This window comes from Nocardia farcinica, assembly GCF_001182745.1.
Classification (GTDB): Bacteria; Actinomycetota; Actinomycetes; order Mycobacteriales; family Mycobacteriaceae; genus Nocardia; species Nocardia farcinica.
This window is the reverse complement of record NZ_LN868939.1, coordinates 417,328-437,897: the sequence shown is the minus strand read 5'-3', so window position 1 is coordinate 437,897 and position 20,570 is coordinate 417,328. Positions and strand designations below refer to the sequence as shown.

Sequence of the window (20,570 nt, the reverse complement as noted above, 5' to 3'; positions counted from 1 at the left end):
GATTGTGAGGTGTGCGATGGCGGGGCCGTCGATGTCCCTGGATCGCCTGCGGGTGCTGCGCGCCTTCGCCGACCGCGGCACCATCGCCGCCACCGCCGCCGCGCTGTCCATGACGCCCTCGGCCGTCTCCCAGCAGCTCAAGGTGCTCGCCAAGGAGGCCGGGGTGCCGCTGCTGGAGCCCGACGGCCGCCGCATCCGGCTCACCGATGCCGGGCAGGCGCTGGTCGTGCGCGCCGACGAGGTGCTGGCCGCGATGGACCGGGCCGCCGCGGAAATGGCGCACTACCGCGAATCCCCGCGCGGGCGGGTGCGGGTGGCGTTGTTCCCCTCCGGCGCCGCGCTGCTGCTGCCGCTGGTGCTGCCCGCGCTGGCCGACAGCGAGATCGACGTGGTCGCCCGCGACGAGGACGTGCCGCCGAGCGCGGTGCCGCCGCTGCTGGCCGACTACGACATCGTGCTGACCCACCGCGACGAACGCTCCGGACCGCTCGCCGGGCCGCGCGTGAGCACCCGCTTCCTGATGCGCGAACCCATCGACGTCGTGGTCCCGCCCGGGCACCGGCTGGCCAGGCAGCGCGCCGTCGCCCCCGCCGAACTCGCCGAGGAGAGCTGGCTGAGCGTGCGCGGCGGCTTCCCCGTCGACGACGTGCTCGAGTCGATCGCGACCGTCACCGGGGTGCAGCCACGGATCGCTCAGCGCCTCAACGACTTCCGTGCCATCGAGGCGCTGGTCGCGGCCGGTTACGGGGTGGCGCTGATGCCGCGCTTCGCCGTGACCCACCCCGAGGTGGTGGTGCTCCGGCTGTCCGGCGTGCGCGCGGCGCGCAGTTACGACCTGGTCACCAGGCCGCGCGCCGAGCGCCGCCCGGCGGTGGCGACCGTGCTGGCCGCCTTCGCCGAGGCGGCGCGGCGCATCACGGCCGAATGAGCCTCAGCGCCGGTCCATCGGGCCGGGCTGCTGATACTGCTGCGCACCGACGTAGCCGAAATCGTCGGCGACCATCGCGGCCAGCTCGAGCAGGGCCCGCCGGGTCGGTTTGCTCACCAGTTCCAGGTCGATCTCGGCGCCCTCGGCCAGGTGGTCGTCGAACGGCACGACCTGCACCGCGCGGGTGCGATCGAGGAACAGCTTGCGCAGCTGATCCAGGTCGACCGTGGACGCGCCGCGCCGGGACGCGTTGACCACCACCACGGTTCGCTCGACCAGCTTGCCGTAGCCGTGGTGCTCGAGCCAGTCCAGGGTGGCCGAGGCGCTGCGCGCGCCGTCGATGGCGGGCGAGGTGACCAGCACCAGCGAGCTGGCCATGTCGAGCACGCCTGCCATCGCCGAGTGCATCAGGCCGGTGCCGCAGTCGGTGAGGATGATGTTGTAGAACGACTGCAGGATGCCGATCGCCTTGCGGTAATCGGCCTCGCTGAACGCCTCCGACACCGCCGGATCCTGTTCGGAAGCAAGCACTTCCAGTCGGCTCGGTGCCTGCGAGGTGTGCGCGCGCACGTCGGAGTACCGGGAGATGTGCTGGTCTTCGAGCAGGTTGCGCACCGTCGACCGGGTCTGGCGGGGCACCCGGTGGGCGAGGGTGCCCAGGTCGGGATTGGCGTCGATGGCGATGACGCGGTCGCCGCGCAGCGAGGCGAAGGTGGAGCCGAGACCGACGGTCGTGGTGGTCTTGCCGACGCCGCCCTTGAGCGAGAGGATCGCGATCCGGTAATCACCGCGCACCGGCTGATTGACGCGCTCGACCAGGTCGCGATAGACGATGTCGGCCGCGGACTCACCGGGATTGATGATGCCGCCGGAGGCCTTGTGCACGGCCCGGCGCCAGCCGCTGCGCGGTGCGCGCCTGGCCCGCTTGAGCAGATTCAGGTCGTTGACCGAATGCCCGGGCGGCATCTGCGGCTGACCGTACTGCGGCTGTGGCGGCTGCCCGAACTGCGGCTGGGGCTGCCCGAACTGCTGGGGTGGCTGGCCGTACTGCTGCGGCCCACCCGGCCACGGCTGGCCGGGATCCGGTGCGCCACCGGGCTGCTGGTACATCGGCGGCTGCTGCGGCGGCATCGGCGCCGTGGGCGGCGGCGGAGGGGCCCAGCTGTAGCTCGGCTGCTCACCCGTGGACGATTGCGGGCCAACGCCTTCCGCGCCGTCCTGGGGAACCCGGCGGACCATGCCGTCCGGACCGATCTCCTGGCGGTATTCGCTGTAGGGAGCGCTCGGCGGGCCGGGCTGCGGTGGTGGCGGCGGCGCGAAACCGCCCGGGTGCGGCGCGCCCGCCTGCGCGAACTGGCCGGAGCCGTACGGGGCGAACTGATCGGGCGCGGGCCCGGCACCCTCGGGACCGAAACCGGGTGGCGCGAAGCCGGCCGCAGCCGGCTCGGGCGCGGGCTCACCGGCCTCGGGTGTGCGTGCGGCGGTGGCGGATTCGGCCTGCTCACCCGGCTCGGCGGCGGTGTCGGTGGGATCGTGCTCGTCCTGCGCCTTCGACGATGCGGAGGGTTCGGCCGTATCCACCGGATGACTCTGCAGCCACGGCGGAGAGGTCGGATTGTGGTCGTTGTTTGTCACAGTTCCCCCATCTGCTCGGGATATCGAGCAGAGAGCTCGGCGCTTGCGTGCAAAACCAACGCTAGCAGGTGGTCCCGGGGGCGCGCAGGGCGTGCCCGGCACCGCCCCACCTGCTGATTTCCGCGGGCGACCGCGATCCGCTCGTGGCCCGGCCTGCCCGCACGCACCCCCCGGCCCACGGGACACGAAACGGCCGGGCCCCGTAACGCGGTGGGGCCCGGCCGTGTTCGTTCGATCAGTGTGCCCGGTTGACCGCGGAGACGACCGCGCGCAGCGACGCGGTGGTGATCGACGTGGCGATACCGACGCCCCAGACCACCTTGTCGCCGATCGCGCACTCGACGTAGGCGGCCGCCTGCGCGTCGTCACCGGCGGACATCGCGTGCTCGGAGTAGTCCAGCACCCGCACGTCGTAGCCGACGGTCGCGATGGCGTCGACGAACGCCGCGAGCGGGCCGTTGCCCTGGCCGGTGATCTCCTGCTCGACACCGTCGACCTTGACCACCGCGGTGATCGAGTCGACGCCGCCGTCGGTCTCGGCCGCGGTCACCTTCTGCCGGATCCGCTCCAGCGGCCGGATCGGGGCCAGGTACTCCTCGTGGAAGACGTCCCACATCTCCTTCGGGGTGACCTCGCCGCCCTCGCCGTCGGTGATCTTCTGCACCACCTGGGAGAACTCGATCTGCAGCCGGCGCGGCAGCACCAGGCCGTGGTCGGTCTTCATGATGTAGGCGACGCCGCCCTTGCCGGACTGCGAGTTCACCCGGATGACGGCCTCGTAGGTGCGCCCCACGTCCTTCGGGTCGATCGGCAGGTAGGGCACCTCCCAGACGATGTCGGAGACGTCGGCGTTCTGCGCGTCCGCGGCGGCCTTCATCGCGTCCAGGCCCTTGTTGATGGCGTCCTGGTGGCTGCCGGAGAACGCGGTGTACACCAGGTCGCCGCCGTAGGGGTGGCGCTCGTGCACGGGCAGCTGGTTGCAGTACTCGACCGTGCGCCGGATCTCGTCGATGTCGGAGAAGTCGATCTGCGGGTCGATGCCCCGGGAGAACATGTTCATGCCCAGCGTCACCAGGCAGACGTTGCCGGTGCGCTCACCGTTGCCGAACAGGCAGCCCTCGATGCGGTCGGCGCCCGCCTGGTAGCCCAGCTCGGCCGCGGCCACCGCGGTGCCGCGATCGTTGTGCGGGTGCAGCGACAGCACGATCGATTCACGACGGGCCAGGTTGCGGCTCATCCACTCGATCGAATCGGCGTAGACGTTCGGGGTCGCCATCTCGACGGTGGCGGGCAGGTTGATGATCAGCGGCTTCTCCGGCGTCGGCGCGATGATCTCCGACACCGCGTCGCACACCTCCCGCGCGTACTCCAGCTCGGTGCCGGTGTAGGACTCCGGGCTGTATTCGTAGCGCCAGTTGGTGTCGGGGTAGCGCTTCTCCACCTCCAAGCACAGCTTCGCCGCGTCGGTGGCGATCTTCTTCACCTGCTCGCGGTCGGCGCGGAACACCACCCGGCGCTGCAGGATGGAGGTCGAGTTGTAGAAGTGCACGATCACGTTGGCCGCGCCCGCGCACGCCTCGAAGGTGCGCTCGATCAGCTCGGGGCGACACTGGGTCAGCACCTGGATCGTGACGTCGTCGGGGATCGCGTTGTCCTCGATGATCTCGCGCACGAAGTCGTAGTCGGTCTGGCTGGCCGAGGGGAAACCGACCTCGATCTCCTTGTAGCCCATCCGCACCAGCAGATCGAACATGCGGCGCTTGCGGGCCGGGCTCATCGGGTCGATCAGCGCCTGGTTGCCGTCGCGCAGGTCCACCGCGCACCAGCCGGGCGCGCGATCGATGACCTTGTCGGGCCAGGTGCGGTCGGGCAGCGTGACGGGCTCGACCTCCTCGGCGAACGGCCGGTACCGGTAGGCAGGCATCGAGGAGTTCTTCTGCGCGTTCCAGGCGGGCTGGTCGGCGGGGGCAGGCTTCGACGGAGCGGTGATGTGGCGCGAGCCGGATACGTAGGCGTCAGCGGGGGACATGCAATTCTCCAGGGTTGGTGGAATCCCAGTAATGGGTCGACCGGCACGGCTTAACCCCGCGACGGGAGCCGGTCCGATCAGACCCCGTCGCGGCGGCCGAGAAGAAGAGCCCGCTGCATGATGTCGGCCAGTTTAGCGCCTGCCGCGCCGGGCGGGTAAGACCGGGTCCGATTGCGCGTGGTGTGCCGGGGTGCCGATACCGTGCTGTCGAACTGAAGGTTTGCTGCCCGGCCGGGTGCTCGGGGGACGTCGAAGGAACTGGCGATGACTTGGCTCGAACACCTGGCGATCCTCGGCGCGGGCGTGGCGGCGGGCGGCATCAACACCGTCGTCGGGTCGGGCACCCTCATCACCTTCCCGGTCCTGCTCGCCTTCGGGCTGCCGCCGGTGACGGCGAACGTGTCCAACACCATCGGCCTGGTGCCGGGGTCGCTCAGCGGCGCGATCGGCTACCGGCGCGAGCTCAGCGGGCAACGCACGCGGTTGCTGCAATTGGGCAGCGCCTCGCTGCTGGGCGGCATCACCGGCGCGGTGCTGCTGCTCGTGCTGCCCTCGGACGCCTTCGACGCGATCGTCCCGGTCCTCATCGTGCTGGCGTTGATCCTGGTGGTGGTGCAGCCGCGGTTGTCGGCCTGGGTGAAGAAACGGCGCGAGGCCGCGACCGGGGAGGCGCCCGCGCACGGCGGACCGGTCCTGTGGGCCGCGGTCTACGCCACCGGCATCTACGGCGGCTACTTCGGCGCCGCGCAGGGCGTGTTGCTGCTCGGTCTGCTCGGTGTGCTGGTGCACGAGGACATCCAGCGCCTGAACGGGGTGAAGAACGTGCTCGCCCTGCTGGTGAACGGCGTCGCGGCGGTGATCTTCATCGTGGTGGCCGAGGTGAACTGGACGGTGGTGGCGTTGATCGCGGCGGGTGCGATCGTCGGCGGACAGCTGGGCGCCGGGGTGGGCAGGCGGCTGCCGCCGAACGTGCTGCGCGCGGTGATCGTGGTGGTGGGCAGCATCGCGGTGGTGCGGCTGCTCGCCACATGAGGGTCGGACACAGGGTGAAGTCGTCATCGAGGATGACGACAGCCCGGGGTGTGGCAGCGCAGGATGTGCACGTGGGTAGGTGGAGGATCGCGCTGGTGGTCGTGGCGATGCTGCCGCTGGCGGCCGGGTGCGCGGGGGCGGTACAAAAGCAGACGGCGCTGGGGCAGCTGGCCGCACAGGCCGATGCGGCGGCGACGCCGCGGCTGGACTGGACCGACTGTGCCGAGCAACAGCTGGCCGGATACGAGTGCGCGGCGGCGCGGGTGCCGCTGGATTACGCGCGGCCCGACGGCGAGACCATCGAGCTGGCCCTGGTCCGGCAGCGGGCAGGCGACCCGCAGCGGCGGCTCGGCACGCTGTTCGCCGCCGCGGGCGGTCCGGGCAATTCCGGGCTGGACTGGGCCCGTGGCGGGCCGATGTTCCCGGGCGAGATCAGCCGCCGGTTCGACGTCGTCACCTTCGATCAGCGCGGGGTGGGTGCCAGCGCGCCGGTGCGCTGCTTCGCGGATGCGGCCGAGCAGGAGCGGTTCTGGTCGACGATGATCCTGCCGCCGGCCGACGCCGAGCAGCAGCTCGCCGCCGAGCGGGCCGCGCGGGCCTACGCGGAGGGCTGCGCCCGGCACAGCGGCGCGCTGCTCCCGCATCTGACCACCGTCGACGCCGCGCGCGATCTGGATCTGCTGCGCCGCGCGGTCGGCGAGGACCGCCTGACCTTCACCGGCGGCTCGTACGCGACCTATCTGGGCCAGGTCTACGGCGCGTTGTTCGGTGAGCGGGTGCGCGCACTGCACCTCACCTCGGTGATCGATCCGGCGGTCTACGGCGGCGACACCCGCGCCGAGATCGCCGGCACCGCCGCGGGCACCGCCGAGGTGTTCGAGGAGTTCCTGCGGCTGTGCGCGCAGGCGGGCCGGCCGGAGTGCGCGTTCGCCGAGGGCGGTGAGCGCAGCGAACTGGTCGGCGAGAGCGGGCCGGGAGCAGCCGAGAAGGCGGGCAGTTCGGGTACCGAGCGGCCCAGCGTCACCCTCACCACCGCCGCGGGCCCGGCCGAGGCGGACGTCGAGCGCCTGCGGGCCAGGGACGCCGCGCTGCTCGAGCGGTTGCGCACCGGCCCGATCACCGTCGGCACGGGCGAGCAGGCGGTGCGCGTCGGTTACGCCGAGGTCGTGCAGGCGCATGCGCTGCTGCTCTACGACCCGCGGCAGGGCTGGCCGGCGCTGGCGGGCCTGCTCGCCGAACTCGACCGCGGTCCCCACGGCGATCCGGCCCCGGTGCGGCAGGCGCTCGCCGGCGGCGCCACCCCGCTCGACTTCCTCGACTCCTTCACCGCGATCACCTGCGCCGACGCCACCCTGCCGCGCGACCCCGCCCGCTGGCCCGCGCTGGCGCAGGAGACACCCGTGGCGACACCGGACTTCGACGACTTCTGGCTGTACATGCGTCAGCCGTGCGCCGCCTGGCCCACCCCCGAGCAGGACGCCCGCCACGTCGCCGGGCCGTGGACGCTGATCTCCGACAAGCCCGCGCTGCTGGTGAACAACCGCTACGACCCGGCAACCCCGCTCGAGTTCGCTCGGCGGGCCCAGCAGGAGCTGGTCAACGCGCGCCTGGTGGTGGTCGAGGGCGGCTACGGCCACGAACCCGGCGGCGAGTGCGTGCGCTCCCTGCGCGAGCGGTACCTGATCGACCTGCAATTGCCCGCACCCGGCGCGACCTGCACCGCCGACCGGGCGCCCTTCGCCTCCTGACCGGGTAACGGACCGGAATCACCGTCGATACCCCGGATGCACGTGGCCCGCGCTATTCTGCGCTCGCCAGTGTGACGAGGGAGGTGGCCTGGTGCGCAGACGCGCCCTGTTCAAGGCGGCGGGTGTGGCGGCGCTGTTCGCCGGCGCGGGTTCGTTGCTGGGCGGTCGCCCGGCTGCGGCCGACCCGGTGTGGAACGGCCTGTTCCGCGAGTGGGTGCCCGAGATCTTCGCGCCGCTGCCCGATCCACCGGAGCATTCCCCGGCGCTCGTCGTCGGTTCCGGTTTCGGCGCCGCCGTCACCGCGCTGCGGCTGGCCGAGGCCGGCGTCGCGACCACCGTGCTCGAACGCGGTTCGCGCTGGCCCAACGACCCGTGGCGGGAGATCTTCACCGGCGACGATCTGCCCGACGGCCGTGGCTTCTGGCACCGCACCAGCTTCACCGGCGTCACCAAGGTGCCGATGCACTTCGCCTCCTTCGGCGGCGTGCTCGACTGCACCGAGTACCCGGGCATCGATGTGTGGCGGGCCGCCGCGGTGGGCGGCGGCTCGGTGATCTTCACCGGCGCGATGATCGCCCCGCAGCGCAAACTCTTCGACGAGGTCTTCCGCGGCAGCGTCGACTACGACGAACTCGACCGGGTCTACTACCCGCGGGTGCGACAGATGCTGCGGCTGAGCACGATGCCCGCCGATATCTACCACTCCGCGCCGTTCACCCATTCGCGCGCCTGGGACGAGCAGGTGCGCAAGGCCGGGTACGAGCCGCAGCCCAACGACTCGATCTTCACCTGGGACATCCTGCGCGGGGAACTGGCGGGCACCACCCGGCCCTCGGCCACCGTCGCCCGCAGCAACCTCGGCAACTCCAACGGCGCCAAGTTCGACCTGAACCAGAACTACCTGAAATACGCCCAGGACACCGGGAAGGCGGCGGTGTTCCCCGGCCACCGGGTCGACGCCATCGCGCAGGAGTCCGGTGGCCGCTACGCCGTCACCGTCACCAAGCTGGCTCCGACCGGTGACGTGCTGGCCACCCGCACGCTCACCTGCGACCGGCTCTTCCTCGGCGCCGGCTCGATCGGCACCTCGGAGCTGCTGGTCCGGGCGCAGGCCACCGGCGCGCTGCCGAATCTCAACGAGCACGTCGGCGACGGCTGGGGCACCAACGGCGACGTCGTGCTCGCCCGCGGCGCCAGCTCGCTGACCGGGCTCGGCCAGGGTGTGCCCAGCGCGAGCCGGATCTACGACGAGACCGACGCGCCGGTGACGTTGGAGAGCTGGTACATCCCCGGCATCCCGGTCGAGACCGGCGCGCTGGCCTCGCTCGGCATGGTGCTCGACCCGACCCGCACCCGCTTCGGCTACAACGCCGCCGACGGCCGCGTCGGGCTGAGCTGGGACCGGGTCAACCGTGACCAGGTGGTGGCGGCGGCCCGCACGGTCGACCAGCGCATCGCCGAACGCGCCGGTTCCCTGGTCGGCTACGGACCGATCGGCTACGACGCCAACGCCCTGTTCACCGCGCACCCGCTGGGCGGCGCCGTGCTCGGCAAGGCCACCGACGGCTACGGCCGGGTGCACGGACATCCCGGCCTGTACGTGATGGACGGCGCGGCGATTCCCGGCAGCACCGCCACGGTCAACCCGTCGCTGACCATCACCGCTCTCGCCGAACGCAACATCGAGCGGATCATCCGCGACGGACGCTGAGCCCGGGCGGTTCCCCAAAGTGGTTCGGGCGGGCCCGTGTTCGCCCGTCGCCGCGGCGGGGTGCGGTTACGCTCGGGCGGTGACCGGCGTCGAAGGGATCATCCGTGGTAGCTAGCACCGCAGGCTCGGATCTCGAGCCCGCACCGGAGTCCGAGACCTATCCGCGCAAGCCCCCCGCGCTGTGGACCGACTTCGTGATGCTCGCGCTGGCGGTGGTCTCGGTGGCGCTGGTGGTGTGGATCAGCTTCTTCGAGGTCTCCGGGCACACCTACCGGGTCGTGGTGACGATCGACTACGCGATCTGCGCGGTGTTCGCCGCGGAGTTCCTGTGGCGCTGGCGCCGGGCGGGCTGGCCGTGGACCTTCCCGCTGGTCTACTGGTACGAGGTGCTCGGCATGATCCCGGTGACCAGTCCGCTGTTCCGCGGCTTCCGGTTGCTGCGGATCGTCGTGATCCTGGTGCGCCTGGCCAGGGTCGCCGACCGGGTCTTCGGCGACCGGGTGACCGCGGCGGTGGTGAACCGCTTCGTGCGCACCATCGTCGAGGTGATCAAGCGGCCGATGACCATCGCCGTCCTGGACGAGGTGGCGCACGTGCTGCGCACCGGCCATTACACCCGCAACATCGCCGCGGCGCTGGAGGAGAACCGCGCCGAGATGGACGAGATGATCCTCGAACTCATCAAGAAGGACCCGCAGGCGGGCAAGGTCCGCTACATCCCCTTCCACGACGAGATCATCCGGCTGATCGCCGACACCACCTTCCGCATCGTCTTCCAGGTGCTGGCCGATCCGCGCACCGACGAGCTGGTCTCGGACATGATCCGGGAGAACGTGGAGCAGATCCGCGGCGCGGTGCGCGACGGTGTACGGGTGCGGCCCTCGGCGTACGGGCCGACGCCGCACCACGAGACCGTGCGCTACCACCTCGACAAGCGCGCGACGGCGCCGGACCAGCCGTGAGTGTCAGGCGCCGTTCGCGTGCCGGATCTGGTCGCGCGGTTCGGCGAAGCGCACCATCTCCCAGCCGATCAGGCACATCAGCACCGCCGCGAGCAGGCCGAGCGAGATCAGCGCGGGCAGCGCCGCGGCCAGCGGGATCAGGGCGAGCAGCACGACCGCGGTCAGCACCCGCTGGGTGGAGAACTCGCGGGTGGCGTAGTACTTGAACCCGGTCAGCGCCACCAGGTAGAGCACAACGCCGCCGTAGAGCGCGAACAGCGGGATGCCGTAGAGCGCGTCGTGCAGCGTGTGGTCGGACTGGTCGCCGACGTAGTAGAGCACCTTCTTCAGGCCGAGCGAGAGCGCGATGATGCCGACGATCATCGGGAAATGCCAGTAGGTGTAGCAGTTACGGGCGATCTGGATCTGGCGCTGTCCGTCGGCGGTCTTCAGTTCGTGTTCGACGGCGATGCTGGCCACGTCGAAGTAGGCCCACCACAGCAGTCCGGACACCGCGAGCCCGAGCATCGCGGCGACGGTGATCGGCCAGGAGATGGGCAGCCCGGCCACGCCGATGCCGATGGAGACGATCGATTCGCCGAGTGCGACGATGATGATCAGGCCGTATCGTTCGGCGAAGTGTTTGGCCGAGTTCAACCGCCAGTCGTCGCCTGCCACCATCGTCCACAGCATGTCGCCGACGATGGCCGCCAGCCACAGGGCCATCTGTACCACGCCGTGGGTCATGGCCGCGATGACCAGCAGGGTGGTGCCGATGGTGATCGAGCCGAGGCCCCATCGCGCGACCTGCCCGCGCAACTGTGCGTCCTCGGCGCTGGCCAGCCAGAACACCCACAGGTGCACCAGCCGGGCCACCAGGTAGGCGATGGCGAACACCAGCGGGCCGAACCAGCCGCCGGGCATGTCGTGGAAGGCCTCCGGGATGGTCAGCGCCGCGATGAACGCCGCACCCATCGCCACGAACATGGCGACCCGCGACAGGCCCTCGTCGGCGCGGACCACGTTGCCCACCCAGGAGTAGGAGATCCACACCCACCACATCACCGCGAGTACCAGCAGCGCCCGCAGCATGTTCTTGGCCGTCGTCTCCTCCGAGGCCAGGTCGGTGACCATCGTGAACGCGAACACGATGACCAGGTCGAAGAACAACTCGAGCTGCGTCACCGAGGCGCCCTCGGTGACGGGCTGGAAGCGCGCCCGCTTGGAACCGATCATGGTGCACATCGTCGCACCCACCACGCCCGGCGCGCGTGCTTCATCCAGGTGTGCGCGCCGGATTTCGCTCACCGCGACATCCGGGATCATGCGCATTCGCTATAGCGAGGGGAATTTCTCGTTCTCCGGATAGCTTTCGGCGAATTCGACGAAGTTCTGCGCCACTGTTTCGTGCCAGCGCTGCACCGTGCGCTTCATCAGCAAACCCGGCAGCGGCAGTCCGGATTGCAGTTCGGTGTGATACCAGACCCGGGTGCCCGCCGGGTCCTCGGCGACCTCGAACCAACCGCCGCCGCCGATTCCGCGCGAGCTGTCCACCACCTGCCAGGACGAGCGGTTGTCGGTCCATTCGTATTCCAGCACCTGCAGATCGGAGCTGCCCAGCACGTCGGCGGTGACGTACACGCGCCGCGGCCTGCCGTTCTCGTACCGGGTCGCCACCCGCGCGTCCCGGTACATCGACCATTCCGGGAGCAATTCGATCGCCGCCAAAACGTCGAGGACGTGGGCCGGGCCGGCATCGACGGTGAAGCGGATATCGGTTTTCGTGCGCATGCGGGTTCCTCCGCCCCCCGGTGGATCAACTGCGGCAGATTCTGCACAGCGCCGTTCCGTTCCGTCAACCTCGGGTTTTGCCGATTTCGGGGGCTACTGGCGGGTAGTGGTGGGGGGCCGGAATAACGGTGGTCGCTCGACCAGTTGGGGGTTCGGGCCGATGGGTGGCCGTGTGGGGTGTCCAGGACGGGATTCCGCCCGGGGAGTGCGCATTGGCGAATGTGCGTGACGGGTATCACATTCCTATCACGAGTTGATCAATCTGGCGACCGCGGTCTCGATCAGGTGAGCGCTCCGATCGGCGTCGAAGATGTCGGGCAGGGTGAGGTGTTCCAAGATCAGCCAATTCAACGCCAGGTACAGCAGTTCCACGGTTTCGGCGTCGCCGGGTTGCCCGGATTCCAGGTGATTGCGCACATTGAATTCGAGGTCGGCGCGCACCCGATCGGTGAGCACCGCGCGCAGTTCCGGCCTGCGGGTGGCTTCCAGGCGAAGTTCCAGCATCGCCAGGAAGCCGGTGCGGAATCCCGACACCCTGGCCACGGTCTCGGTCATCAGGCTCACGATGTTCTCCCGTGTCCGGGGCCCGGCGCTCACCTGTGCCATCACCTCGGCGCTCGGCTGCAGCCGCTCGTAGAACCGGCTGCCCACCTGGGTGAGCAGGTCGTCGCGATTGCCGAAATAGTTCGACGCCGTCCCCGCGGGCACCCCGGCTCGCTTGTCCACGGCGCGGAAGGTCAGCCCGCGCGCACCCTCCTCGGCCAGTACTTCGATCGCGCCGTCCAACAGCGCGGCCCGCCGCTCGGGATTCGTCCGCATCTTGACACCACTCCATCTGTAGTACTACGTTCAAACCACTTCAATCAGAGTACTACGAACGGGGAAGCTCTTGCGCAAGCTCGTCTACTACGTCGGGGTGAGCCTGGACGGCTACATCGCGGGTCCGGCGGACCAGTGGGACTTCTTCCCCGTCAGCCCGGACATGTCCTGGATCACCGAGCAATACCCCGAGTTCGTCCCGGCTGACTTCCGCGAGCAGGCCGGGATCGCCGCGGACGCGCCGAACACGCGGTTCGACACCGTGTTGATGGGCAGGCGCACCTACGACGCGGGCCTGCCCGTCACCGACCCGTACCCGCACCTGTGCCAGTACGTCGTCTCGCGCGGCCTCCGCGCGGCGCCGGACCCGGCGGTGCGGCTGGTCCGCGACGACCCGGCGGAGTTCGTCCGCGCGCTGAAGGCGCGGGAAGGCGGTGACATCTGGCTGTGCGGTGGCGGTGTGCTAGCGGCGGCCCTGCTCGGAGAGATCGATGAACTGATCCTCAAGAGCTACCCGGTCGTCGTCGGTGCCGGGATGCCGATGGTGGCCGGCGGCTTCCGCCCCGGACAGTTCCGCCCCGTGCGGCGCCGACAGTTCGACAGCGGCGCCCAGATCAGCTGGTTCACCCGGGCTTGAGCCCGAGAAAGGAGCACACCGTGCCCAACCTCGTCTACTACGTCGGCGTCTCCCTCGACGGCTACATCGCGGGTCCGAACGGCGAGATCGACTTCATGCCGCTCGGTGAGGACTTCCTCGACTGGATGCGCGCCGACTACCCGGAGACCCTGCCTGCCCACGCGCGCCCGCACTTCGGCCTGGACGTGGACGCGCCCAATCGGCGCTTCGGCTCGATGATCATGGGCAGGGCGACCTACGAACCCGGACTCGCCGTCGGCGTGGCGAGCCCGTATCCGCACCTGACCCAGTACGTCGTGTCCACCACCCTGGACAGCGCGCCCGCGCCCGACGTGCGGGTGGTGCGCGACCCCCGCGCGCTGGTGCGCGAGCTGAAGGCGTCCGACGGGCCCGACATCTGGCTCGCGGGCGGCGGCAGATTGGCCGCCACCCTGCGGGACGAGATCGACGAGATGGTGGTCAAGCACTATCCGGTCGTCGCGGGCGACGGCATCCCGATGTTCTCGGGGGCGTTCGGGCCGACCCGGTTCACCCCGGTGCGGCGGCAAGGTTTCGCCAACGGCACCGAGGTCGCCGTCTACCGACCCGCCTAGCCCGCCAGGAACGACAGGCGCACCTGGCGATCGGGGTTGTCGATATTGAGGTCGACCAGCGCGATCGACTGCCAGGTGCCCAGCGCCAGCTCGCCGTCGAGCACGGGCACCGTCGCGTACGGCGCGATCATCGCGGGCATGACGTGCGAGCGGCCGTGCCCGCGCGAGCCGTGCGCGTGCCGCCAGCGGTCGTCGGCGGGCAGCATGTCGCGCAGCGCCGCGAGCAGGTCGTCGTCGCTGCGCGCGCCGAGCTCCATGATCGCGATACCGGCGGTCGCGTGCGGGACGAACACGTGCAGCAGGCCGTCGCCGAGATCGGCCACGAACTTCGCGCACTGCGGAGTGAGGTCGTGCACGACTTCGGTTCGGCCCGTGTGGACGTCGATCACGATGCTCTCCATGGCACCATGCTCGTCGCGACACCGGGTGTCGGCAACCGCCCGCGAGTCGATCACCGCAGCGTGGCGGGCGTCACCCTGGTGGAGGTAGCCGCCGGTCCGGCGGGCCCCGGCCGGTAGTCTGGGGAGCTGTCAGCAGCCGCTAGCGATCTTGGAGGACCCTGTCGTGGCTCTCGTTGTTCAGAAGTACGGAGGATCCTCGGTCGCCAGTGCCGAGCGCATCCGGCGCGTCGCTGAACGGATCGTCGAGACCAAGAAGCAGGGCCACGACGTGGTCGTCGTCTGCTCGGCGATGGGTGACACCACCGACGAACTGCTCGACCTCGCCGAACAGGTGGCTCCCGCCCCGCCCGCCCGCGAGATGGACATGCTGCTCACCGCGGGCGAGCGCATCTCCAACGCGCTGGTCGCGATGGCGATCCACTCGCTCGGCGCGCAGGCTCGCTCCTTCACCGGCTCGCAGGCCGGCGTCATCACCACCGGTGCGCACGGCAACGCCAAGATCATCGACGTCACCCCGAGCCGGCTGCGCGAGGCGCTCGACGAGGGCACCATCGTGCTCGTCGCCGGCTTCCAGGGCGTCAGCCAGGACAGCAAGGACGTCACCACGCTCGGCCGCGGCGGCTCCGACACCACCGCCGTCGCCCTGGCCGCGGCGTTGGAAGCCGACGTCTGCGAGATCTACACCGACGTGGACGGGGTGTTCACCGCCGATCCGCGCATCGTCTCCGACGCGCAGCGCCTCGAGCAGGTCTCCTACGAGGAGATGCTGGAGATGGCGGCCTGCGGTTCCAAAGTGCTGATGCTGCGCTGCGTCGAGTACGCGCGTCGCTACAACGTGCCCGTGCATGTCCGCTCGTCCTACACCGACAAGCCGGGCACCTACGTATACGGATCGATGGAGGACATCCCCTTGGAGAAAGCAATCCTCACCGGCGTCGCGCACGACCGCAGCGAGGCCAAGGTGACCGTCGTCGGCCTGCCGGACGAGCCGGGCTACGCCGCCAAGGTGTTCCGCGCCGTCGCCGACGCCGAGATCAACATCGACATGGTGCTGCAGAACATCTCCAAGGTGGAGACGGGCAAGACCGACATCACCTTCACGCTGCCCAAGACCGAGGGCGCCCGCGCGGTGGAGATGCTCACCAAGCGGCAGGGCGAGATCGGCTTCTCGCAGGTGCTCTACGACGACCACATCGGCAAGGTCTCGCTGGTCGGCGCGGGCATGAAGAGCCACCCTGGCGTCACCGCCACCTTCTGCGAGGCGCTGGCGGACGCGGGCATCAACATCGATCTGATCTCCACCTCCGAGATCCGGATCTCGGTACTTGTCAAGGACACCGAACTCGACGACGCCGTGCAGGTGCTGCACCGCGCCTTCGACCTCGGCGGTGACGAGGTCGCCGTCGTGCACGCGGGAACGGGGCGATAACTCATGGGTGTACGGGTAGGAGTCGTCGGCGCGACCGGCCAGGTCGGCGCCGTCATGCGGAAACTGCTGGAGGAGCGCAACTTCCCGGCCGACGAGGTGCGGTTCTTCGCCTCGGCGCGCTCGGCGGGCAAGAAGCTGCCGTGGCGCGGCGGTGAGATCGTCGTCGAAGACACCGAGACCGCCGATCCCACCGGTCTCGACATCGCGCTGTTCTCCGCGGGCGCGACCATGTCGCGGGTGCAGGCGCCGCGTTTCGCGGCCGCGGGTGTCACCGTCATCGACAACTCCTCGGCCTGGCGCAAGGACCCCGAGGTGCCGCTGGTGGTCTCCGAGGTCAACCCGGAGCAGACCCGCAACCTGGTCAAGGGCATCATCGCCAATCCGAACTGCACCACGATGGCGGCCATGCCGGTGCTCAAACCGCTGCACGACGCGGCGGGCCTGCAGCGGTTGATCGTCTCCAGCTACCAGGCGGTGTCCGGCAGCGGCCTGGCCGGTGTGGAGGAACTGGCCTCGCAGGTGCGCGCGGTGGTCGACGACGCGGAGAAGCTGGTGCACGACGGCGGCGCCGTCGAGTTCCCGGCGCCGAACAAGTACGTCGCGCCGATCGCCTTCGACGTGATCCCGCTGGCGGGCTCGCTCGTCGACGACGGCTCCGGTGAGACCGACGAGGACCAGAAGCTGCGCAACGAGAGCCGCAAGATCCTCGGCCTGCCCGACCTCGCGGTCAGCGGCACCTGCGTGCGCGTGCCGGTGTTCACCGGTCACTCGCTGTCGATCAACGCCGAGTTCGCCGAGCCGCTCTCGGTGGAGCGCGCCGAGGAACTGCTCGGCAAGGCCCCCGGCGTCAAGCTCGTCGACGTCCCCACCCCGCTACAGGCCGCGGGCATCGACGAGTCCCTCGTCGGCCGCATCCGCCAGGACCCCGGCGTCCCCGACGGCCGCGGACTCGCCCTGTTCGTCTCCGGCGACAACCTCCGAAAAGGCGCTGCGCTCAACACCATCCAGATCGCCGAAGTCCTCCTCAGCCAGCGCTGAGCGGACGAACCTCCCCAGCACCGGCCGGAATCGACCCGGCCGGTGCTGCGTCTTGTCCGGTGTAGGGATTCATCACCGAGGAGCAGTGCGTCACCGAGGGCGGTGGGATCGTGATCTACGGAATGGATGGCGTGAGCCCGCCGGAAAATGGGGTCGCCGCTGCGAGCGGGCGGCTGTTAGCCTGCGGCGATGGCGAATCCGCATCCTCAGGTGTTTTTCGGTGATCGGCTCGTGGCGGCGCAGGACGCGCAGGTGGGGGTGGCCTCGGCGGCGGTCCTGTACGGGCTGAGCGTGTACACGGTGTTCCCGGTGCACGTGGACGGGGCACGGCGCACCGCGTTCCGGCTCGACGACCATTTCCGGCGGCTCGAGGAGTCCTGCAAGATCATCGGCATCGACCGGTTCGCCCACGAGTGGGATTTCAGCCGGTTCACCGCCGCGGTGCGTGCGCTGATCGCGGCCAACGCCCCGCGCGAGGACGTGTTCGTGCGCGCCACCGTGCACGTGGTGGAGTCGATTCCGGGCACGCGGGTGCGCGGCTGCGAGATCCGGATGAGCATGTTCGTCTACGACGCCGTGCCGATCGTCCCGCAGGACGGCATGCGCTTGAAGTCCAGTCCGTGGCGGCGGATCCCCGACAACGCGATTCCCTCGCGCGCCAAGGTCAACGGCGCCTACGTGAACTCGGTGCTGGCCAAGCAGGACGCCATCGACAGCGGCTACGACGACTGCATCTTCCTCGACGGCAACGGCCACGTCTGTGAACTCAGCGCCGCCAACATCTTCCTGGTCCGCGGCGGCACGCTGATCACCCCCGACGTCTCCTGCGACATCCTCGACGGCATCAACCGCCGCACCATCCTCACCCTGGCGGCCGAGGACGGCATCCCGGTGCAGGAGCGCACCGTCGACCTCACCGAGTTGTACATCGCCGACGAAGTCTTCGTCACCGGCACCTCGGCGGGCGCGGCGCCGGTGCTCGAGGTGGACGGTCGCGTGGTGGCCGACGGCGCGCCCGGCCCGGTGTCGCAGGCGCTGCGCAAACGGCATGCGGCCGCGCTGCGCACCGACGAGGTGCACGGCTGGGTCACCGAACTGGACTGAGCCTCAGCGTATTCCGGGCGTGCGCGGGTCGGGCCCGAGGCAGGCCAGCACGTAGCAGCCGGGCGGGGCGTCGGCGAACGGCGCCGCGAGCTCGTAGTTCAGGCAGGAGAACACATTGCAGCCCGGATAGGCGGCGGGCCCGACCCCGAACACGGCCAGCAGCAGGCTGTTGTCGACGTACCGGCTCGGGTCGGTGCGCAACGGCGGCTCCACATACGGTCCGGGATCGGGGACCGGCGGCTCGTGCATGGCCGCGAACAGCTTGCGGAAGAACTCCCACGGCAGCTCGCCGGTGTTCTGCACGATGCCCTGCACCCCGTGCGCGCTGACGTTGCCGAACGCGCCCGTCCACACCACCACGAGGTCGAGTTCGGGCAGCACGAAGACGTTCTGCAATCCGAGCCCGGCCATCGCGTACACCCCGGACGGCAGGAACGCGGGGATCTCCGCGCAGCCCGGACCGAGCCAGAACAGGTAGCCGTAGCACCGGTTGGCGGGGGAGGGGGTGCGCGCCTGGCGCAGGTAGTCGGCGGGCACGATCTGCTGCGCACCCCAGCGTCCGTCGTCGGCGACGAGCAGGCCGAGCTTGGCGAAGTCGTCGGGCGGGAGCATCAGGTGCGCGTAGCCGTAGGTGTTGCCTGCCCGGTCCCTGGCCCAGTAGTAGTCCTCGCGCGCGATACCGAGCGGGTCGAACAGCTCCCGCTGCGCGAACTGCTGCAACGGCTCGCCCAACGCCAGCTCGATCACGTAGGCGAGCAGGTCGACGTTGCGCTGGCTGTAGCTGAACACCGTCCCGGGCGGGTTGGCCAGTGGGACACCCAGCGCCTGCACGGCACTGTGCGGGTCGATGGGGATCACGCCGGTGATGCCTTCGGTGAGCACGCCGACCCGCATCCCGGAGGTCTCGGTGAGCAGGTTTTCGACGGTGATCGAGCGATGCTCGGCGTCGCCGAGCCCGGCGGGCAGATACCGGTCGATCGGCGCGTGCAGATCCAGCAGCCCGCGTTCGGCGGCCATGCCCGCCAGCAGTGAGACCACGCTCTTGGTGGAGCTCCAGATGTTCCACGGCACGTGGCCGGTGTGCGCGTTGTTGGGGCCCTCCCCGACCAGGCAGTTGTGCCGGAAGACCTGCACGTTGAACCGATTTCGCTCGGCGGCGAAGCGCAACGCCTCGTCGAGCCTTCCGCTGTCGAAGCCCGCGGCCTCGGGCGCGGCACGCTGCGGTGTCCGCCCCGGGGTCACCGCGCACTCGGCATACCCGGGATCGGGTGCGGCTTGCGCAGCACCGGCGAGCGCTCCCGCCACCAACGTCACCGCCGCCATCGCGGCCACCACCCCGCGCACCATGAGAACGAGGCTAACCCGCCGACCGCGCCGAAACCGGCGAAAGCGGTTCGCGCCGCGCGAGTGTCGCCGTGTCGATCGCCGCCGCTATGCCCGCCGGGCCGACCGGACCGCGTACCACCCGGCGCCCAGCGCGAGCACCGCCAGCCCCGCGAGCACCGACCCGATCGGCAGCGCGAATCCCACGATCACGCAGCCGGCCGCCCCGACGACGGGAATCCACCGCGCCGGACGGCCTTCGTCGGCGCCGAGCGTGCCCGCCGAGAGGTTGGCGAGGAGGTAGTAGACGAGCACCGTGAAGGAGGAGAACCCGATGGCGGAGCGCAGATCGGCGGTCGCCGCGACGACCGCCACCACCGCGCCCACGGCCAGTTCCGCGCGGTGCGGCACGCCGAATCGTGGATGCACCGCCGTCAACGCGGAGGGCAGGTGGCCGTCGCGCGCCATCGCCAGCGTCGTCCGGGAGACGCCGAGAATCAGGGCGAGCAGCGAGCCCGCCGCGGCCAGCACCGCACCGGCCCGGACCAGCGGTGTCAGCCATCCCGCACCCGCCGCGTCCACCACCCGAGCCAGCGGGTCGACCGCCGTGGCGAGGCCCTGCGAACCCAGCGTCAGCAGCGCCGCCACGGCCACCAGCGCATACACCGCGAGCGCCAGGCCGAGCGCCAGCCGGATCGCCCGGGGAATCGTGCGGTGCGGCTCGCGGACCTCCTCGCCGAGCGTCGCGATGCGCGCATATCCCGCGAAGGCGAAGAACAGCAGTCCCGCCGCCTGGAGCACGTCGCCGGGCCCGATCCGTCCCGGCATCGGCGCGGCCGCCGAGTGCGACCCGGAGAACGCGACCACTACGACCACCGCCAGCACCGTCAGCACCGCGCCGACGATGATCCGCGTCGCCAGCGCCGACTTCTGCACCCCGGTGTAGTTCACGGCGGTGATCGCCACGACGGTCGCCACCGCCACCCAGCGCGCGTGCTCGGGCCACGCGTAGTGCCCGACCGTCAGCGCCATCGCCGCGCACGAGGCGGTCTTGCCGACCACGAATCCCCATCCGGCGAGGTATCCCCAGAACGGTCCGAGCCGCTCCCGCCCGTAGACGTAGGTGCCGCCCGACACCGGGTAGCGCGCGGCCAGCCGCGCCGAGGACATCGCATTGCAGTAGGCCAGCAGCGCGGCCACCCCCAGCGCGAGCAGCAGCCAGCTGCCCGCCGCGGCCGCCGCCGGAGCGAGTGCGGCGAAGATCCCCGCGCCGACCATCGAACCGAGCCCGATCACCACCGAATCGGTGAGTCCGAGTCGTCGGTGCAGCGCGTTGCCGGGGTCCGCCGAGGTCATGGGCCAATCCTGGCCGGTCGCGGCGCGTCGTGCGAGCCCAGCGCGCCGATCGGTC

General features: G+C 70.4%; 18 protein-coding genes. 10 read left to right on the top strand and 8 right to left on the bottom strand.

The annotated features are described in order from the left end of the window. The first annotated feature begins 31 nt into the window (after positions 1-31). On the top strand, positions 32-928 hold the full coding sequence (locus tag AMO33_RS19145) for a LysR family transcriptional regulator (protein ID WP_060593787.1): 897 nt from the start codon (positions 32-34) through the stop codon (positions 926-928). Positions 929-931: 3 nt separating this feature from the next. Here the strand turns inward: AMO33_RS19145 and AMO33_RS19140 are convergent, their stop codons facing one another. Both AMO33_RS19140 and leuA read right to left on the bottom strand, forming a co-directional pair. Next, complete coding sequence (locus tag AMO33_RS19140; RefSeq protein ID WP_060593786.1) at positions 932-2,509, bottom strand: MinD/ParA family ATP-binding protein; 1,578 nt, start codon at positions 2,507-2,509, stop codon at positions 932-934. Between the two features lie 289 nt (positions 2,510-2,798). After that, complete coding sequence (gene leuA / locus AMO33_RS19135; RefSeq protein WP_041559760.1) at positions 2,799-4,592, bottom strand: 2-isopropylmalate synthase; 1,794 nt, start codon at positions 4,590-4,592, stop codon at positions 2,799-2,801. 264 nt (positions 4,593-4,856) lie between these two features. On the opposite strand from leuA, the gene AMO33_RS19130 reads away from it, so the two are divergent. From AMO33_RS19130 to AMO33_RS19115, 4 genes are all read left to right on the top strand, one after another. Continuing rightward, positions 4,857-5,624, top strand: coding sequence for a sulfite exporter TauE/SafE family protein (locus AMO33_RS19130; RefSeq protein WP_060593785.1), 768 nt, complete (start codon positions 4,857-4,859; stop codon positions 5,622-5,624). Positions 5,625-5,695: 71 nt separating this feature from the next. Then, positions 5,696-7,372, top strand: a complete 1,677-nt coding sequence (locus tag AMO33_RS19125) for an alpha/beta hydrolase (protein WP_240327262.1) — start codon at positions 5,696-5,698, stop codon at positions 7,370-7,372. 91 nt (positions 7,373-7,463) lie between these two features. Beyond that, positions 7,464-9,083, top strand: coding sequence for a GMC oxidoreductase (locus AMO33_RS19120; protein WP_060593783.1), 1,620 nt, complete (start codon positions 7,464-7,466; stop codon positions 9,081-9,083). 104 nt (positions 9,084-9,187) lie between these two features. Continuing rightward, positions 9,188-10,045 (top strand): hypothetical protein, encoded by an 858-nt coding sequence (locus AMO33_RS19115; RefSeq protein WP_011206841.1) that lies wholly within the window; start codon positions 9,188-9,190, stop codon positions 10,043-10,045. 3 nt (positions 10,046-10,048) lie between these two features. Here AMO33_RS19115 and AMO33_RS19110 read toward each other — a convergent pair whose 3' ends face one another. From AMO33_RS19110 to AMO33_RS19100, 3 genes are all read right to left on the bottom strand, one after another. Further along, entirely contained in the window at positions 10,049-11,260 is a 1,212-nt protein-coding gene (locus AMO33_RS19110; protein WP_011206842.1) for a low temperature requirement protein A, read from the bottom strand. Positions 11,261-11,359: 99 nt separating this feature from the next. After that, positions 11,360-11,815, bottom strand: a complete 456-nt coding sequence (locus tag AMO33_RS19105; RefSeq protein WP_011206843.1) for an SRPBCC family protein — start codon at positions 11,813-11,815, stop codon at positions 11,360-11,362. Positions 11,816-12,061: 246 nt separating this feature from the next. After that, a complete protein-coding gene (locus tag AMO33_RS19100) occupies positions 12,062-12,634 on the bottom strand; it encodes a TetR/AcrR family transcriptional regulator (protein ID WP_011206844.1) in 573 nt (190 codons plus the stop codon). Between the two features lie 70 nt (positions 12,635-12,704). Here AMO33_RS19100 and AMO33_RS19095 point away from each other — a divergent pair, with 70 nt between their 5' ends. Then, positions 12,705-13,271, top strand: a complete 567-nt coding sequence (locus tag AMO33_RS19095; RefSeq protein WP_060593782.1) for a dihydrofolate reductase family protein — start codon at positions 12,705-12,707, stop codon at positions 13,269-13,271. A 20-nt stretch (positions 13,272-13,291) separates the two neighbouring features. Further along, positions 13,292-13,864: a dihydrofolate reductase family protein gene (locus AMO33_RS19090; protein WP_060593781.1), complete on the top strand. Its 573-nt coding sequence runs from the start codon at positions 13,292-13,294 to the stop codon at positions 13,862-13,864. On the opposite strand, the gene AMO33_RS19085 is transcribed toward AMO33_RS19090, so the two are convergent. Continuing rightward, positions 13,861-14,265 (bottom strand): secondary thiamine-phosphate synthase enzyme YjbQ, encoded by a 405-nt coding sequence (locus tag AMO33_RS19085; protein ID WP_060593780.1) that lies wholly within the window; start codon positions 14,263-14,265, stop codon positions 13,861-13,863. The two genes, AMO33_RS19090 and AMO33_RS19085, sit on opposite strands and share 4 nt — an antisense overlap. Positions 14,266-14,428: 163 nt before the next feature. On the opposite strand from AMO33_RS19085, the gene AMO33_RS19080 reads away from it, so the two are divergent. The 3 genes from AMO33_RS19080 (at position 14,429) to AMO33_RS19070 (ending at position 17,836) form a co-directional block, all read left to right on the top strand. Further along, positions 14,429-15,694: an aspartate kinase gene (locus AMO33_RS19080; RefSeq protein WP_011206847.1), complete on the top strand. Its 1,266-nt coding sequence runs from the start codon at positions 14,429-14,431 to the stop codon at positions 15,692-15,694. A gap of 3 nt (positions 15,695-15,697) precedes the next feature. Continuing rightward, a complete protein-coding gene (locus AMO33_RS19075; RefSeq protein WP_011206848.1) occupies positions 15,698-16,732 on the top strand; it encodes an aspartate-semialdehyde dehydrogenase in 1,035 nt (344 codons plus the stop codon). 189 nt (positions 16,733-16,921) lie between these two features. Then, positions 16,922-17,836: an aminotransferase class IV gene (locus tag AMO33_RS19070; protein WP_011206851.1), complete on the top strand. Its 915-nt coding sequence runs from the start codon at positions 16,922-16,924 to the stop codon at positions 17,834-17,836. Between the two features lie 3 nt (positions 17,837-17,839). Here AMO33_RS19070 and AMO33_RS19065 read toward each other — a convergent pair whose 3' ends face one another. Both AMO33_RS19065 and AMO33_RS19060 read right to left on the bottom strand, forming a co-directional pair. Beyond that, on the bottom strand, positions 17,840-19,183 hold the full coding sequence (locus AMO33_RS19065) for a serine hydrolase domain-containing protein (RefSeq protein ID WP_076573701.1): 1,344 nt from the start codon (positions 19,181-19,183) through the stop codon (positions 17,840-17,842). Between the two features lie 84 nt (positions 19,184-19,267). Next, on the bottom strand, positions 19,268-20,515 hold the full coding sequence (locus AMO33_RS19060) for an APC family permease (RefSeq protein ID WP_060593779.1): 1,248 nt from the start codon (positions 20,513-20,515) through the stop codon (positions 19,268-19,270). Between the last annotated feature and the right edge of the window lie 55 nt (positions 20,516-20,570).

Coding starts and splice junctions, on each gene's coding strand:
- AMO33_RS19145 (WP_060593787.1), top strand. CDS start 32: ATGTCCCTGGATCGCCTGCGGGTGCTGCGCGCCTTCGCCGACCGCGGC.
- AMO33_RS19105 (WP_011206843.1), bottom strand. CDS start 11,815: ATGCGCACGAAAACCGATATCCGCTTCACCGTCGATGCCGGCCCGGCC.
- AMO33_RS19070 (WP_011206851.1), top strand. CDS start 16,922: ATGGCGAATCCGCATCCTCAGGTGTTTTTCGGTGATCGGCTCGTGGCG.
- AMO33_RS19110 (WP_011206842.1), bottom strand. CDS start 11,260: ATGATCGGTTCCAAGCGGGCGCGCTTCCAGCCCGTCACCGAGGGCGCC.
- leuA (WP_041559760.1), bottom strand. CDS start 4,592: ATGTCCCCCGCTGACGCCTACGTATCCGGCTCGCGCCACATCACCGCT.
- AMO33_RS19100 (WP_011206844.1), bottom strand. CDS start 12,634: ATGCGGACGAATCCCGAGCGGCGGGCCGCGCTGTTGGACGGCGCGATC.
- AMO33_RS19060 (WP_060593779.1), bottom strand. CDS start 20,515: ATGACCTCGGCGGACCCCGGCAACGCGCTGCACCGACGACTCGGACTC.
- AMO33_RS19065 (WP_076573701.1), bottom strand. CDS start 19,183: ATGGTGCGCGGGGTGGTGGCCGCGATGGCGGCGGTGACGTTGGTGGCG.
- AMO33_RS19085 (WP_060593780.1), bottom strand. CDS start 14,265: ATGGAGAGCATCGTGATCGACGTCCACACGGGCCGAACCGAAGTCGTG.
- AMO33_RS19075 (WP_011206848.1), top strand. CDS start 15,698: ATGGGTGTACGGGTAGGAGTCGTCGGCGCGACCGGCCAGGTCGGCGCC.
- AMO33_RS19130 (WP_060593785.1), top strand. CDS start 4,857: ATGACTTGGCTCGAACACCTGGCGATCCTCGGCGCGGGCGTGGCGGCG.